The organism is Paenibacillus sp. J53TS2, from assembly GCF_018403305.1.
In the GTDB taxonomy this organism is placed as follows: Bacteria; Bacillota; Bacilli; order Paenibacillales; family Paenibacillaceae; genus Fontibacillus; species Fontibacillus rhizolycopersici.
The window spans coordinates 331778-345949 of sequence record NZ_BOSK01000004.1 but is presented as its reverse complement, the minus strand read 5'-3'; the positions used below and the strand labels follow the sequence as shown (position 1 = coordinate 345949).

Below are 14172 nucleotides of genomic sequence, written 5' to 3'. Positions count from 1 at the left end.
TCGGTTTTTGCGCAAATAGCGTGTTTCAGCGTCGTTAGATATTCGGGAGAACGAATTTTGCCAAAATAGCATCGCTCACCAGCGTTAGCACCAAAGTTATGTACGGAATGTGACGTTCTACTATCGCTAAAGCAAAAAGGCCGGCTCGCTCTGATCTCAGAGGAATCGGCTTGTTCTTAGTTGATCTTGAGCCTGATCGGGATGAAGGCTTCCATTTGAGCCGTCCCCGTCGCCTTAATCACTTCCGGAGGCGTAATGATATGTCCCATCGCATAGTGATTCGTCCTTTGGTCCAGAACGAAATGTTCGGATTGCTCAATCCAGGCCAAAGCCTCATGATACAACCGGTCATTTGCTTCGTGGTCACCGTCTTTGTAATAATAAGTGAGGTAGGAACCGCCTTCAAAGTCCATCACCTCAAAACCTTCGGCGTCCATCTCATCGGTCAAAGCGTACATCCACACGAGGCCTTCCTTCTCCGCGTCATAATACAAGAAGTCTCTTGGTATGAAACCATCCCGCGGCCCGGGTTTCAGTTTGGAGAAGTAAGCATTGAACTTTCCGAGGACTCCATTTTCCGAAAAATCAGCGTTCTTATCCACCCCGGAAGATACCGCCTTAAACGGTGGGATCGAAATGATTCGAAATGGCATCGTTCGCCCTCCTTAACTTAATAGATGCTCATATTGCAATCCACCAAAATACGCCAAATCGATCGATTACATTCGAGCAATAGGCGTTCCAATCGCACGGCCCCGGTGGGTCGATGACCGTACCGCCTTCTTGTAGGATGTCATACGCCTGCTGGACCGCTTCCTCGCTCCCCATGTCGTAGACATTGAAAGCCATGGTCTGCCAGGACGTTTTGGGGCTGGTATCGCAATCCTTCGGCGCTTCGCTGACGGCCATGAACAGCTGACCGTCTCGCATCAATTCGCAGTGCATGTACTCATTTTCCGCTTCATTCTTAATTTCAAGAACTTTCTCTAACCCAAACGCCCGACAATATCGATCAACCGCATCCAAGCTGCCTTTAACATAGACCTGTGAACTGATTTTCAGAATAAGCCCTCCTCTGCTTGAGCAAGTGCTTTGGGACTGACTCATCGATAGCTCATCTTGCTTCTCCTGATCGTAACCTATCGTTCCAGCATCTACCATATCATTTTTCACTCGGTGTATAATGACGGGAGAAGGAGGTTCGCCCATGTCAATCCTAAAGAAGCATGACCTTACCGGCCACGATGTGTTTGAATTCATGCGAGGGCCATTGGAACATACTCATTGGCTTGAGGACTCCATTTATATGACGGAAGAAACACTGGCTGAGAGTAAGCTGTTGGAGGTATTGACGGCAACATTACCGGAGTTTAATTACTATGGACCTACTGTGGTTACCAAAGAAATGTGGGAGATTATCAAACAACATGCGAGTGTCTACCACTCAAAGAGTCTGCAGGAGTTGGTTGATGAGATAGATGTGTGGGCAGTGGAGTGTTTTAAGGAACAGGAATGCTTTACGATTTGTGGAGTGTAATAACGACTGAATTCTGATTCTACGTATTCTTGTCGATCAGTTCCTTGTATATTATTATTTGTGTAACAAGACCAAGTGCGGCTAACACTTGGCCTCGACAATTGGCTTGGATGGGCTCCCTTCTAAGTCTATCATGTGGAAAAACCCACCTTCGGCTCTAACGGGACTGACCCCCGTTTGTGAGACAGAGATCAAAACACCTTATTTACTTAAGCAGCCAGTTGCCGATATTCAATCGGTGACTGGTTGTTTAGTTTCGCTTGAATACGAATTGAGTTATAGTAATGGATGTACTCTTGTACCGTTTGTATAACGATTGCAGTCGTTGTACAAGTGAGGTTTTCTAGGTAGAACGTTTCAGACTTTAGCGTGGAATGAAACGATTCGATGAGGGCATTATCAGCGGGTGTACCCTTACGGGACATGCTCATGGTAATGCCCTTTTCCTTGATTGCTTTTTGATACTCGTTAGATGTGTAAACGGAGCCTTGGTCGCTATGTAGCATCGATCCGTTCACGTCAGGCAGTTGATTTAGCGTGTCTAAGACAAACTGGACATCCTGCTTATCTCCAATACTGTAGGCGACAACTTCGCCGTTGTACAGGTCTAAAATGCTCGACAAATACATCATGGTGTTGCCGTAAGGTAGATATGTAATATCTGTGACTAGCTTTTGGGAGGTGATCTTGCGATACCCGTAACGAAAACGATGCTTCTGACACAGCTCCTGGACGCGTGAGACAAGCGAGTCGGGCGTTGTAGGGAGTCCTTGCTTTTTCCAGCGATAGTACGTTGACCGTGGCAAGCCGATCCACGCACAGGCCTGTTTTACCGTGGCCATACCTTGAATACTTCCCATCCATGGAATTACAACTTCAGGCGACAGCTCCTTTCCAACTCCTTGAACTTTTTTAGCACTTCTACCTGTTGCTTAAGGAAACGATTTTCTGCTTGTAATCTCTCAATTTCAGATTCGTACTTCGGTCCTTTACCATAACTGTATTGCTTACCTACAGGCTGCTCAAGGCGGTGTAATTCACCCGCTCGATACCAGCGCATCCAAGTTTTCAATTGCGTCTCGTTCTTTATGTTAAGTTGCTCCATGACCTCCCTTACCGGCACATTTACTAATCTCATCTCGATAGCCTTCATTTTGATTTCAACTGGGTAACTTACTCTTGTTGCCAACGCAAAAACACCTCCAAAGTTGTCCCTACCATCTTACGATGTTTTTGGGTTCTCTTGAAGGTGTTTTGATTTGTCTCACGTTACGGGGTCAGTCCCAACCTTGGGGTGGGTTTTTACTATGTTAAAAGTGCTATGATGAACGTTCCGAACATGAGCATGATCGTTAGTGCATCTTTCACTTCCATGGCTCACCTCCTTTCGAAGGGAAGCCATGCCCACCCAAGATTCAATTGTATTCCCATTTTATCCTATTATAGGGATGCGTTTAAACGTTCTTGTTCCTCTGATAAACTATGACTACGAATAAACCTCGTCAACCATCGCTCGAAGCTGCTGGCAATCGATCGCTGTTGCTTCCAGCGGCGGATAGTTCTGAAACTCCTCTTGTTCCACAATTAACCATGGGATATCCAATCGTTTCGCCATTTGGACATACTCTTTCATCGGCAGAACGCCGGAGCCAATCTCCGTGCTTTCTCGAGGAGAATCCTGCATATCTTTCATGTGAAAAAGACCAATCCGATCCTTATGCGCCTCTAACCAAGGAAATGCGTCCACGCCGGAGTCAGCCAGCCAGTACAGATCCACTTCCAGGTTGATATGTTTCGTACGTTGCACCATCTCATGCAGGATGTCACGGCCGGGGATCTCCGTAAATTCATTGGCATGATTATGGTAGAAAAACTCAAAGCCTTCCTCAGCCGCCTTCTTCGCAATCTCCTCCATCTCGGCAATGAAGGCTTGCCAGCCCTCCAAAGTTTCAAAAGTGGCATAAGGGATAACAATACGAGAATTTCCGATCTCCTTTTCGAAAGCCAGCGTTGACTCAAGATCATTCTGCAGGGCTTCAAAAGAAAGATGAGAAGCCGCAACCCGAAGTCCCAACTCCTCCAGATAACTCCTCACTTCCGCAGCACTTCTCCCATGATAGCCGGCAAATTCAACGCCGTCATAGCCGCTCCGTTTCACTTCTTTTAACGCCTCAAAGAAGTTGTCTTTGCATGCATCCTGAATACTCCATAGTTGCAACGCAATTTGGGGTTTCATTGAATCTCCTCCTTTCTCGAGATTATTATAGCTAAATTGTTACTTTTCACAACAAAAAAAGCAACAGTGATGATTTGAATTACCCATCGTACGCAGTGCGTAAGTCATAGTAGATATTCTCATCTAAACTGAGAGCCACAGGACGTGGCTCTTTGAACCTTCTATGTGTTATGTCAAACTTATTTCATAAATTCGAGAACTACTCCCCCATGGATGATATCCATCCCCAATATACATGAAACCATATTTCTCATAAAAGCCAGTTATTTCCGTACACAAGTACAATGAATTAAAACCCAATTTCATTGCATCTCGTTTTATTCTCTCAATTAGAAGATTAGATAAGGCGTTACCCCTATAATCTTCTTCTATATATAATGCACAAAGCCAAGGATATAAATCTCCCCTACTAATAAAATCATTTGATATCAATCCTACACATCCAATGGTTCTATCATTATCCATAAGCAAGTACCAATTTGGAAATGGGGTAGCACAATGATAAATGCTATCCTTATACACATTGTACGTATTTTCGTTACCCCATTTTGAATATATGTATTCAAGTGCTATCTGTGTGATTTCTGGATTTTCTAATACAGACTTAATATACAAAATGTCCCCTCCATAAACTATTAATATTGCTATTAATCGATTTTATCCCCGCCGAGGGACACTTACTTAAGGCGAAATATCTCACTATGATACATTTTTTTCTTTTGTGTTATTATATAGGTAATAAAAGCCAAGTGCTGCGAACACTTGGTTAGTACAATTGGCTTGGATGGTTTATTCCCTTCTAAGTCGTATAGGAACAAAACCCACCTTTGGCCTCAACCTTTGGGTGGGTTTTTACTTTCTCTTGTTGTTATTATTGATGTATGTTAAAAGAGCAATAATGAACGTTCCAAAGAGGAACATGATCGTTAATGCATCTTTCACTTCCATGGCTTCACCTCCTTTCGAAGGGAAACCATGCCCACCCAAGATTCAATTGTAACTATATTTTACCTTTATTTACATCTACGTACAAGCGTTCGCAAGTAGCTTTGGATTTATCTTGCATCCGTATCAGATAACGTTCCTATATACACGACGGCTAGCGAATGCTGGGTGTGTCTGGCTGACTCCGCTTCATTGTTATAACTTCTGCTAGACCGAGGGCGGAAACCGATGCGTGAATATGTTGTTATGCGGAGTGTTTGTCCTCACTGGAAGACTTACTAGATTCTTTATTTTTTTCCTTCGTTAAAATTGCCTCAGCTTTATAGTCCATGGTTCTTCTCATGTGTCTTTTATATGTTGAAAAAGATGAATAAATAAAGTAAAAGTAGAATATTGGAATACCTACTCCAAAGTACATCAACAAGTCACCAAGCAATAAATCCACAGAAAAAATATTGATCTCATTATTAATACTGGAATTATTGTTTGCATAAACCCCCAAAATAAATATTATTAAAGGAATTGGAGAAAACATCTTCAGCATATCTAATTTTGTTTTACTTATTTCAGCAAAAGTTCCTGACCAAACGGCATACTGTTCTAACTTAGCATAAGACAATTTCTCCTTCTTTGTTTCATATATCATGTCTAAGTGCTTAGAGAAATCCTTGAGTTCTTTATAATCCTTATAACATATACCAATAACAAGAATCACATAAACTAACCAAAAATAAATTGAAAGCATAAATTTAGATACATCAGGAAAAAAAGTTATACCCAAGTAATAAACTATAAGCATTAATATCATTTTAGACATAAAGGAACCAATAGCTCGTTTTAAGTAGTAGTTCAATATTTTATCTCCTTTAAAAACATTTCGTATAACGTTCTTATATTCTCGACGCCAAGAGGGTTAAGGCAGCGAAGCTGCCGGTTCCGACAGGACTTAGCCTCTCAGGTGTCCGCCTGAATTCGTTAATTCGAAATCCATCGGGCGGACCGAGGGCCGAATGGCCCGAGGCGTGAATATGGTGTTATCGGATGTCGCCAGCACCTTGAGTTCGCTAAAGAGTCACTTCACTTGAAACAAATTTAGAGACCAAATTATTCAATTCTTGATTTTTTTGTTCTAACCATGTACGGCGTTTTATTGGTTCTTTCATAATAAAAATAGTATTACGACGAAAATCAAGGTATAACTCTCCTATTCCTAGTGATTCAGTTTCTCCATATTCTTTATTGAACTCTTCATATGTAGACAGTATTTCTTCATCCCACTTCACTATATTCTCTAAAAGAAAAGCTCTAATTGCAGAATGGATTTTCGTTATTGAACTAATATATTGTCGAATGTACAGTTTAAGATCAGCTTTTTCATTTTGTTTCTCTAACTCATTAAGTACGGAAGCTTTAAACTTGCCATCTTTTCGTAATTCACTAACTTTCAAGAATGGATTTATTACGTATTTTGAAAGAACATTTACCTTGCTTACATTAAAAGAAAGTAAGTGAACCGGAAGTCCTCTATGTTGTACATAATTTCTTAAAGCCTCTAAAACCCTATAACCTAGAACATTTTCGTATTCAGTATTCTTTAACTTCTCAACTATGCTGGGGAAAGTAGGATTATCACTTAGCTCTTTAATGTCATGAGCGATTTGATCCAAATATAATTTTGAAGTTGTTAGGAAATTAATAATCCTTCGATTAATCAAATGAATATCAGCAATAGATAACGTCCAATCAATTGAGTATATTGGAGAAATCATTTTATTGAATGATACATTTAAAATATCTTTCTCGAGTTCCATATAGTTTTCAATTAACAAATTTAGTTTCTCTTCAACCTTCATCATAGAAACAAGTTTCTGCTTAGAATTAATTAATCGTTCATACTTCTCTGAACTAATGATAATGTTAATATCTGAATTTAGCCCAAAAAGACAATATTCCACTGCCATGATATTTCCTCCTAACTCTTGACGATTTCCGATAACGGTTTTTGTTGTCACGAAACGATCCAGCCTTAGATAGCTCTTATCTTAGGCTGAGTCGTTTGTATATGAGCTTCTTCCGTGATTTACATCTGACAAACCAAGGGGCGATAGCCCGCTGCGTGAATACTGTGTTAGACGAAGGATCCATGAATTAACTTTCAAAACATTTCTATAGTACTAATAATTAGTGACTTATCTTTAAGTACTTTTTCAATTGTATCTTCTATGAATCCAATTGATGGTTTTGATAACCCATCAACAATTAAATGGAAAGTTAATCCTCTATTTCCCTTTGATACTACTGCTGCCCCGGCATTAATTCCATTACCCGCCTTATGTAACTCTTTTGTAAGATCGGAAATAAAATTCTGTACGCTAATATCATCATCACTTTCTATAGTTATTGAATAGCTATGTTTATTGAAAAAGAAAGGCTGTTTAGAAATAGACACTGTGTTTGAGATCATTGTTTCAAGCTTATCAAGTTTACTTAAAATAAACTTTTCTGTATCAGTAATATTCGGTGAAGCTTGAATTATATTGCTTTCGATAACCCTATAGATTGGATTATCCGGTCTATCATCATTTAATGCTTCTTCAACAGTACTTATTAATTTTTCTTGCAGTTGAATAACTCCAAGCATGTCATTAGAATAAAATAATGTTCTTTCTTCAATAATATCAAATGGAAGTTTTGTACCCTCTTCACATATTTGAACTATTGGCTTTCTAACCGCATGTCGTACCGCTAATTCGTACATTACATTGGGATTTAAAAAGGTTAGATTTGCGATTACTAAATCATCTTCAAGTATTCTTTTTATTACTTGTTTGTTTATTGAACCAGGATTAGAAATTCGATGTGCAACAGAAATATTGGTCTCTAGAAAGCCAAGAGACTGTAAAACTGGTATAACTACTGCATCAATAACACCCTCTGCCGCTCTCCTTATTTCACTGCTATCATTTCCAATTGGTGTAACTATGAAGCATTTCTTTGTGGAACAATCCATAATCATTCTCCTCTTCTGATCTTTCGACTAACGTTGTTGTATTCACGAACCCTCACTGGCTTAAGGGGCGTCAGCCCCGGGTCCGATGGACTTAGCCAGTGCAGGGTTGTCTGTTGGATCCTCTTCCCCGAAATGCCTCTTGCAGACCAGAGGGCCGAATGGCCCGCAGCGTGAATACGGTGTTATGTGAAGTGCCTCACTTCGAAGCTTTACTTTGAGAGATAGTAATTTTTAATTTCCATCAAATAACTTAATAATACGATACATCTATAACTATTTTCTTCAGTTCCGTATTGGGTGTCGTGACCATGAATTATTTTATGTCTATTCAATGGTCCATAAAAAACATCATTTTTATTGATAGATTCAAGTTTCTCAGTGTTCATAGATATACTTGTAACTATATCTAAAGGTCTCAGATAAAATATATCCATAATGCTTTCATCATCACAATTATTAATAACTTTCTTTCTTGCAAATTTTGTCTTGGGTTCTCCGTTAGTCTTTGAAAACAGACTTACTCCAAACATATCGAAAGTTATTCCATCTGCTATAATCAACATTATTGGAACACTTATTGAATATCTCCTCTGTTCGTGAACCCACATACAATCCTTTAAAATCTCTGCTCTACTTGGGAAAACCAGAACTAATTTTTCGAAAGTGGACTGATATTGGGTACTTACATGATCAACCATAAGCCTATCGAGTTCATTATCTGAAACTTCATTAATTTCAACTAAATAATTCAAGTCAAAGTCACTTAAAACATACCACCCTCTTCTGAAAAGCTTATCTTGGACTAGCTTAATATTGTCAGGCATTTTCTGAAGTCCTTCAGTAATTGCCCTTATTAGTTCTTGATTTTGATCAAAAAAAATCTTTATTGCTTCACCAAATGATTTTAATATTTGCTGAATATTGTTGTTCATTAATTTTCTTCCTTTCAGTTTTTTTGAGGGATTTCACATAAAGTAATATCTCCGAACTTCATAATCCCATGACAAATTAGTACAATTTACCTATATCATACCCTCTTCCAAAATGGAAGATTATGACGAAAGAAATATATTTTGCTCGAATATAAAGAAACTCCCGCTCAATAGGAGTAGCGGAAGCTTGATGGGATATTGACGATGACGATTAATCTATACAATAAGAACCAAATTGCCCTAGCCATCCATTAGAAATTCTTACCTAATCCTTACCACAAAACACCTCCACCATAACCAACGCCCCTATCCTAAACCCTTGCACAAAAGCTTCACTTGTAACCATGGAACTAGATTCACCATTCAGATCCAAAATTCTCTCAAGAAGTCCGAAGTCATGTTCCGAAAATTTCGACTTCGCTTCCTCCATTAATTCAGAAATCCTTCTATTGAGTGGACGATATTCCGGATCAGTGGGAACCATTCGTTCTTCAAGCCCTCATATCCATTTTAACGAAGCAATGAAGAAAAATTGGATTTTATGCAATATCCGCATATAAATCGATTATTCTCAGAAATCCTACCTCCCCCCATGGTAAAATAAACCCTATATCCCTACATAATGAGGTGTTGAAATGATTACAATCAGACCGCTCAAACCCCAGGAGTTCGACTTTTTCACGGATATGCACTATGAGTCTATCCACATCCCTCAGGGAAAGCCACCTAAACATGAGCTTTTGAATGCTCCGCATCTTAAGAAGTATCACGAGGATTGGGGGCGAAAAGGAGATCGAGCGTTAGTGGCCCTGAAGGAGGATCAACTCGCGGGGGCGGCATGGTACAGATTGTTCGACGACACGAATCCTGGTTATGGTTACGTCAATAGCGAAACTCCGGAGTTAGGCATTGCTATTTATCCAGATTTTCGTGGGATGGGGATCGGGCGAACCTTAATGAATGAAATCATCAAGCAGGCAGCGAGCGACGGATACCGATCCCTTTCCCTGAGCGTCGATCCCGAGAATACTTCCGCCGTGAAGCTATATCAGCATTTAGGATTTTCTTATTACGGCATTTCCGGTACTTCCTGGACCATGATCATCGATATCCTCTCACTTGATTCATGAGGCAATTTACGGAAGCGATCCCCGCATCAACGACGATACACTTTAGCTAATTCCATATTGATTCCAACGAAATATTTAGCTAAAATAAAACTATAATTAGCTAATTGGAGGTGGGAATCATGCGAGTATCTTCGACGGATATGCAAAATAACTTCGGTAAATATTTAAAGTTTGCGGAAGCCGGGGAGGAAATCATCGTTACGCGAAATGGGAAGGACGTCGCTAAGCTAGACGCACTCTCTGAGGCCAGTGAATCCGTGCTAAGAGAGAGAGCAGCGAGCTATCATGCCGGGGGCGAATGGGTATCTTACCAAGATTTCCTCGAGTTGACGGAGACGTCAGAACAGCGTTACGAGTTGATCGATGGTGTCGTGTATAATCTCGCTTCTCCTACCTTCAACCACCAACTTGCCGTTCAAGAACTGCTGGGCACTTTTTACGCTTGGTTTAAGGGAAAGCCCTGCATACCTCTAACTTCCCCATTGGATATCACACTAGAGAAGGAGGAAAACAACACTTGCGTCGTGCAACCCGATCTCGTAGTCATTTGCGATAAGGATCGAATCGACACGAAAGGCAAATACATGGGAACTCCACAATTGGTCGTTGAAGTATTGTCCCCCTCCACGCGGAGCAAAGACATGGTCAAGAAACTCGACTTGTACAGCGTGTGTGGCGTGAAGGAATATTGGATTGTAGATCCGATGAAAGCGCACGTATTCGTCTACTCACTGGAGGACAGCAATATTACGGACATGACCGTATTTTCAAACCATGCAGATGTGTATGTAACCTCCCAGCTATACCCGGGTTTACAAGTATCAATCCAAGACTTATTCGCTTAATAGGATAGCCCAAGTCGATCGTTCTCCACCGAAATCCCCTCCCGTTTGCGATCCACGCGATTTGCATAAGCTATAACCACGACGACTACGCCGGATGGCGGTAAACGGGAGATCGAGCACCATGACATGGTTTGAAGCGACGGGAACCATTACCTACTTTGAGACTTGGGCCATCGCCGAATGCCCGAAAGACATTATGAATTATTATGGGCATTGGGTGTATCGGACCCATCATATGAAGTTGAACAAGCCCAAGTTTGGCAGCCACATTTCGATTATTCGCGGTGAAGACGTGGATCCCGAACGAAAAATAAGGTTCTGGGGCAAATACGCCCATCAGCCCCTCACCTTTGCTTACTCCAACGAAATGGGCCATAATGCCGAGCATTATTGGCTTCCGGTCTGCTCTCGCGAAATGGAGCGATTACGGACCGAACTTGGCTTGCCCAAGGACCCTCCGTTTGGGTTCCATCTTACCCTCGGGCGAATTCCTCACTGACCTTCACCTTCGATCCTTTCTCCTTCTCCCCCTCCGGCATCTGAAAATGGCGAAGGAGCAACGCGAAGAGCTGATCTACCATTTCAGTCGGAGAATACGGCATCCCCTCCTCGATCCACCATTCCATCAGACTTACAGCGCCGGAGGCTAGAAACTGTACCTCGACCTCTCTGCTTATACCAGAAGGGATGCCATTGGTGCTCAGATAATCCGTGATTCCTTGCCGCATGAAAACCATCATCCGTTCGCGGAACACAGGGTTCCCTTTGCCGGTCATCAAAATGGAATAAATCGGCGCATGGGCCCCCAAAAATTCGAACGTTTGAAGCAGCAGTTCTCTGGCTGATCCCGGAGTCATCTCCCCTGCCGGCTGACAGCTCTCGATCAATTGCTGTAAATAGGTCTCAATACATTGCTCCTGCAGGTCGAATTTATCCGTAAAATGCAGATACACCGTACCCCGATTCACATTCGCACGTTCGGCGATATCGTTAATCGTCACTTTGTCAAACCCCTTCTCGCCGAGCAATGCGACGAATGCTTCCATAATCGCCTGCCGCGATTTCATAATTCTACGATCCATGTGATTCTCTTACCTCCTAATTCCCCCAAATGAACAAAACCTCGCCCATCTGTTGATTTATCAACAAAACCGAAGCAAATTAACGATTGATGCCTAACTAACGACAATGCTAAGGTAATTCTATTAAATCATCGTTGATTATTCAACAATTGTTGATTAACAAGAGAGGGTGAAATCACAACGTGAAGGTATTAGTTTATGGAGCGGGAGTATTAGGCAGCTACCTAGCTCATGTTTTGATTCGAGGAGGCAATGACGTTTCTGTAATGGCCCGAGGTGCTCGAGCGGATGAAATTGAGCGGGATGGAATCGTGCTGCGCCATTATTTTCAACGAAAAACAACGGTAGATCCGGTTCGCGTCATTCGGACGCTGGAGAAGGACGAACTCTATGACCTGATCTTCGTCGTAATGAAATATACGGATTTCCGAGCGGTGCTACCGATCCTAGCCGGCAACCTCAGCCGTAACCTCATATTAGTCGGCAATAATGCAGAAGCAAGGGAAATGCAAACGGAGCTGCTGGAACAGAGCGAGATAGAGAAAAACATCGCTTTCGGCTTCCAATTATCCGGTGGTCGCCGGGAACCGGGCCGAACCATGATTATCCGCAGTCGGGGCCAGATGGTGCTTGGCGGGTTGGATGGACCCATTTCTTTTCAAGCGGAGCTTAGGCAAGCCTTCGCCAAAACCAAATACAAACTTACCACCCACGAGAACATGGACGCCTGGTTAAAAAGTCATGTCGTACCGATTCTGATGCTTAATTATCTACCGCAAATCCACGACGGCCAAATGAATAAGGTTGCTCGTGACGGCAAGCTCATATACCATGCGGTAACTGCCATGGGTGAAGGCTTCCACGTGCTGGAGACGCTTGGTTATCCTCTGACCCCTGCCGTTCAAGCTTCGGTCATTCGCAAGCACAGACGTCTTGTTCAAGGATTCCTGAAAATCTATCACCTGCTTCCGGTCAGCCGGATGATCGATGGCAACTTTGCCGAAATCGAAGCTTTGGCCGAGAAGTTCCACGAATGGTCGGCGCAAGCCAAGGTCAATACCCCTCATTGGGATGAACTGAACAGTAAGCTACGCTTAAAAAAGGCTGGCGAATAATCGCCAGCCTTTCATTATTAATCCAAACTTGCTGTGTTCAAGAGAAGGAGCTCCTCTCCCCTGCGTTGCTTGGCGTAATCCGCCGTGGCTGTAAACAACACATCGGAAGACGAGTTCAGCGCCGTTTCGCATGAATCCTGCACAACTCCGATAATAAACCCTACTCCGACGACCTGCATGGCGATATCATTCGAAATTCCGAACAAGCTGCAAGCCAAAGGGATGAGCAAGAGCGAGCCGCCGGCCACCCCGGAAGCGCCTGCCGCGGAAATCGCCGACAGCACGCTCAGCATCAGCGCCGTACCGAAGTCCACTTGAATCCCTAGTGTATTCACGGCTGCCAGCGTGAGGACCGAAATCGTCACAGCTGCCCCAGCCATATTAATCGTCGCACCTAAAGGAATGGAGACCGAATAAGTATCCTTGTTCAACTCTAATTTTTCGCACAAACGCATATTCACGGGGATATTCGCCGCCGAGCTTCGCGTGAAGAACGCCGTAATCCCGCTCTCTCGCAAGCAAGTAAACACCAGCGGATACGGATTACGTCGAAGGTTCATGTAAACGATTAAGGGGTTCACAACCAAACCGATAAACAACATGCACCCAACCAATACGAGCAGCAGCTTTCCGTAACTCAGCAAGGAGGCTAAGCCGCTGGCCGTAATCGATTCATACACCAGCCCAAGGATCCCAAACGGCGCTAGTTGAATGACCCACTTGACGATTTGCGATACGGCGTCGGACGCTTGAGTGAGTAGGCTCTTCGTGTGATCGCCTGCCCCTTTCAAGGCAAACCCAAGCAGGATCGCCCAGGCCAAAATGCCGATATAATTGGCATTCATCAATGCACTAACCGGATTGTCCACGATATTAAGCAGTAGCCCTTTGAGAACTTCGACGATCCCTCCAGGCGGAGTCAAACCTTCGGTTGCCCCAGCCAAGGATAAGTGGACGGGGAACAGATAACTGAATGCCACGGCGGTTGCCCCAGCCAGGAACGTACTGATCCCATATAGAATCAGAATCGATTTCATATTGGTTTGGCGCCCTTTTTGATGATTCGCGATCGCTGCCATCACCAACAGCAGCACCAGGAGCGGTGCAACTGCCTTCAGTGCCGATACGAACAACGTGCCGAGCAACGCGATCCCACTGGCTTTTGGCACGATTAACGCCAAGAGGATGCCAACCACCAATCCTGCTAAGATGCGCTTTACAAGGCTAATACGATTCCATTTGTGTAGGATTGCCTTCATGTTTCTCCCCCGTTTTCTTATGATGTCGCTTAGAAGCATAGCGATAGTATATCACGCTTCATGGACACCTGTCCTCCTGGT

The 14172-nt window shown here is 42.8% G+C and carries 18 protein-coding genes and 1 pseudogene; 5 read left to right on the top strand and 14 right to left on the bottom strand.

Annotated elements, in window-relative coordinates; all coding sequences use genetic code 11:
• Positions 1-176: 176 nt before the first annotated feature.
• Both KJS42_RS11745 and KJS42_RS11740 read right to left on the bottom strand, forming a co-directional pair.
• The gene (locus KJS42_RS11745; RefSeq protein WP_213622936.1) at positions 177-653 is read right to left on the bottom strand and encodes a GyrI-like domain-containing protein; all 477 of its coding nucleotides are present in this window, start codon (positions 651-653) and stop codon (positions 177-179) included.
• 28 nt (positions 654-681) lie between these two features.
• A complete protein-coding gene (locus KJS42_RS11740) occupies positions 682-1161 on the bottom strand; it encodes a VOC family protein (RefSeq protein ID WP_213622935.1) in 480 nt (159 codons plus the stop codon).
• Between the two features lie 46 nt (positions 1162-1207).
• On the opposite strand from KJS42_RS11740, the gene KJS42_RS11735 reads away from it, so the two are divergent.
• Positions 1208-1537 (top strand): hypothetical protein, encoded by a 330-nt coding sequence (locus KJS42_RS11735; RefSeq protein WP_213622934.1) that lies wholly within the window; start codon positions 1208-1210, stop codon positions 1535-1537.
• Positions 1538-1746: 209 nt separating this feature from the next.
• On the opposite strand, the pseudogene KJS42_RS11730 reads toward KJS42_RS11735, so the two are convergent.
• The 10 genes and pseudogenes from KJS42_RS11730 to KJS42_RS23350 all read right to left on the bottom strand — a co-directional run bounded on the left by KJS42_RS11730 (position 1747) and on the right by KJS42_RS23350 (position 9144).
• Positions 1747-2726: pseudogene (locus KJS42_RS11730) on the bottom strand (IS3 family transposase).
• A 116-nt stretch (positions 2727-2842) separates the two neighbouring features.
• Positions 2843-2911, bottom strand: coding sequence for a putative holin-like toxin (locus tag KJS42_RS23145; protein WP_244868463.1), 69 nt, complete (start codon positions 2909-2911; stop codon positions 2843-2845).
• Between the two features lie 112 nt (positions 2912-3023).
• Complete coding sequence (locus KJS42_RS11725) at positions 3024-3773, bottom strand: sugar phosphate isomerase/epimerase family protein (protein ID WP_213622933.1); 750 nt, start codon at positions 3771-3773, stop codon at positions 3024-3026.
• A gap of 168 nt (positions 3774-3941) precedes the next feature.
• Positions 3942-4388: a GNAT family N-acetyltransferase gene (locus tag KJS42_RS11720; protein ID WP_213622932.1), complete on the bottom strand. Its 447-nt coding sequence runs from the start codon at positions 4386-4388 to the stop codon at positions 3942-3944.
• Between the two features lie 237 nt (positions 4389-4625).
• Positions 4626-4721 (bottom strand): competence inhibitor ComI, encoded by a 96-nt coding sequence (gene comI / locus KJS42_RS23140; RefSeq protein WP_015736610.1) that lies wholly within the window; start codon positions 4719-4721, stop codon positions 4626-4628.
• Positions 4722-4962: 241 nt separating this feature from the next.
• Positions 4963-5571 carry a hypothetical protein gene (locus tag KJS42_RS11715; RefSeq protein ID WP_213622931.1) on the bottom strand — a complete coding sequence of 203 codons (609 nt, stop codon included), beginning with the start codon at positions 5569-5571 and terminating at the stop codon, positions 4963-4965.
• 211 nt (positions 5572-5782) lie between these two features.
• Positions 5783-6679, bottom strand: a complete 897-nt coding sequence (locus KJS42_RS11710; RefSeq protein ID WP_213622930.1) for a hypothetical protein — start codon at positions 6677-6679, stop codon at positions 5783-5785.
• 194 nt (positions 6680-6873) lie between these two features.
• Positions 6874-7728, bottom strand: a complete 855-nt coding sequence (locus tag KJS42_RS11705) for a hypothetical protein (RefSeq protein ID WP_213622929.1) — start codon at positions 7726-7728, stop codon at positions 6874-6876.
• Positions 7729-7937: 209 nt separating this feature from the next.
• Complete coding sequence (locus tag KJS42_RS11700) at positions 7938-8660, bottom strand: hypothetical protein (RefSeq protein ID WP_213622928.1); 723 nt, start codon at positions 8658-8660, stop codon at positions 7938-7940.
• A gap of 265 nt (positions 8661-8925) precedes the next feature.
• Entirely contained in the window at positions 8926-9144 is a 219-nt protein-coding gene (locus tag KJS42_RS23350) for a DUF6809 family protein (RefSeq protein ID WP_368858220.1), read from the bottom strand.
• A gap of 151 nt (positions 9145-9295) precedes the next feature.
• On the opposite strand from KJS42_RS23350, the gene KJS42_RS11695 reads away from it, so the two are divergent.
• From KJS42_RS11695 to KJS42_RS11685, 3 genes are all read left to right on the top strand, one after another.
• Positions 9296-9790 carry a GNAT family N-acetyltransferase gene (locus tag KJS42_RS11695; RefSeq protein ID WP_213622927.1) on the top strand — a complete coding sequence of 165 codons (495 nt, stop codon included), beginning with the start codon at positions 9296-9298 and terminating at the stop codon, positions 9788-9790.
• A 119-nt stretch (positions 9791-9909) separates the two neighbouring features.
• Entirely contained in the window at positions 9910-10635 is a 726-nt protein-coding gene (locus tag KJS42_RS11690; protein ID WP_213622926.1) for a type II toxin-antitoxin system prevent-host-death family antitoxin, read from the top strand.
• 121 nt (positions 10636-10756) lie between these two features.
• Positions 10757-11134, top strand: coding sequence for a hypothetical protein (locus KJS42_RS11685; protein ID WP_213622925.1), 378 nt, complete (start codon positions 10757-10759; stop codon positions 11132-11134).
• On the opposite strand, the gene KJS42_RS11680 is transcribed toward KJS42_RS11685, so the two are convergent.
• Positions 11109-11717, bottom strand: a complete 609-nt coding sequence (locus KJS42_RS11680; protein WP_155607906.1) for a TetR/AcrR family transcriptional regulator — start codon at positions 11715-11717, stop codon at positions 11109-11111. The genes KJS42_RS11685 and KJS42_RS11680 overlap by 26 nt on opposite strands.
• 182 nt (positions 11718-11899) lie before the next feature.
• Here KJS42_RS11680 and KJS42_RS11675 point away from each other — a divergent pair, with 182 nt between their 5' ends.
• Positions 11900-12832, top strand: a complete 933-nt coding sequence (locus KJS42_RS11675) for a ketopantoate reductase family protein (RefSeq protein ID WP_213622924.1) — start codon at positions 11900-11902, stop codon at positions 12830-12832.
• Positions 12833-12849: 17 nt separating this feature from the next.
• Here KJS42_RS11675 and sstT read toward each other — a convergent pair whose 3' ends face one another.
• Entirely contained in the window at positions 12850-14091 is a 1242-nt protein-coding gene (sstT, locus tag KJS42_RS11670; RefSeq protein WP_213622923.1) for a serine/threonine transporter SstT, read from the bottom strand.
• Positions 14092-14172: the final 81 nt, after the last annotated feature.